This window comes from Flavobacterium sp. MR2016-29, assembly GCF_015350695.1.
GTDB lineage: Bacteria > Bacteroidota > Bacteroidia > Flavobacteriales > Flavobacteriaceae > Flavobacterium.
In genome coordinates this window covers 1-1,349 of record NZ_JADKPU010000019.1, presented here as the reverse complement: position 1 = coordinate 1,349, position 1,349 = coordinate 1, and the positions used below count along the sequence as shown (strand labels likewise).

Here is a 1,349-nt window from a genome sequence, read left to right as displayed (position 1 = left end):
ATAATTTTTCTAGAAGTTTTGAATCCGTTTTCTAAAGTTACATTTACAAGTAAAACCTGATTTCCAGCCTGCAAATTTGAAACCTGAAGTTCATTTGCTCCTACCTTCTTTTTATCTAGAAGCAATTTTCCGGAAATATCAAAAACAGCAACTTCCTGTATGGCTTCTTTTGAGGATTGCACTTTGACCGTTTTATCCTTAACAGAAACCAGAATTCCGTTTTCCGTATTTTCAAAATCTCCGGTTCCCAGTGTTTTGTTTGTGTATCGAAGCACAAAACGGTCTGGGAAAGTTCCCGCTGCAGTTGCAAAAGTGTAGTTTGCAGCGCGCAGATCGCTGAGAGTCCCTGTTGTTTTGTCTTCTAGATAAACTGCCTGTGTGCTCAGCTTTCCGTCGGCATCGCTTAAGGAAATTGTAAAGTTCCCTTCAACTGCCGTGCGGTATCCCAGAGGCACTGCATCTGTGTCTGCAAATGGCAGTGCACGCCCCTGAATTACAAGTTTGCTGGCATTGTTTATGCTGTAAAAATCAATGTACTTATTTCCGTCAAATGTTAATCCGTCGTACATGTCTTCATAGTCATTTGTCGCGCCTTCAATGTATCCGACCAGAATCTGCTTGAAAGCGCCTTCCTCATTGGTCATGTCCAGCCATACACGGTTTTTTTCAAGATCAGCTGTTTTTGATGCGCCTGCCGGTTTGAAAAACTGGCCGTTATTATTGGCGGCTCTTCGCATTGAATTGGCAAAACTTATGCTGCCGGCCGCTTTTGCTCCCATAAAGAAAGACTGTCCGGCGGCAATGTAGCCGCTCGGCACATTGATGTTGGTTCCAGCCGCTCCCCCTGACGGTGCTTTCTGGGTTCCTGCCCCTCCGCTCAAATTGTAAGTGGCGTAGTCATCTGAATTGTATTTATAGCTTGGGCCCAGAACTACCGGGGTATTATGTGTCCAGAAATACATTGTTCCCACCAAGAAAAGATTCGCATTTATAAAATCGTCGGCAGACAGGGCAGAAGGATACGGGTTTCCTATCAAGTAATAGGTGCTTGGCACAGCTGTTTCCCCTGCTATAGTTCCATTATTGGGAACTCCGATAAAACTGGCAGTATAAGGGGTTCTCACTGTATTTGAAAAAGTTTCCGGACCGCGGATAATATAGCCTTTGCCCGCTGTCATAAAACTAGTACTCGGATTGGCCACCCATTTTGTAGTTTCCCAGCTTAAATATTTATCACTCAAAGTCAATGGCGAAACTCCTCCCAGGGTCTGGGCTTTTACTGGAGCGGACCAATATACATAATCGGCCTGGCGAATGTCTACGCTGTTGCGCTTGTAAGTAATATTGCC

General features: G+C 44.6%; 1 protein-coding gene. It reads right to left on the bottom strand.

The window, feature by feature from the left end; genetic code table 11:
* On the bottom strand, window positions 1-1,349 hold a 1,349-nt coding region (locus tag IR010_RS19980), incomplete at both ends, for a T9SS sorting signal type C domain-containing protein (protein ID WP_194606133.1).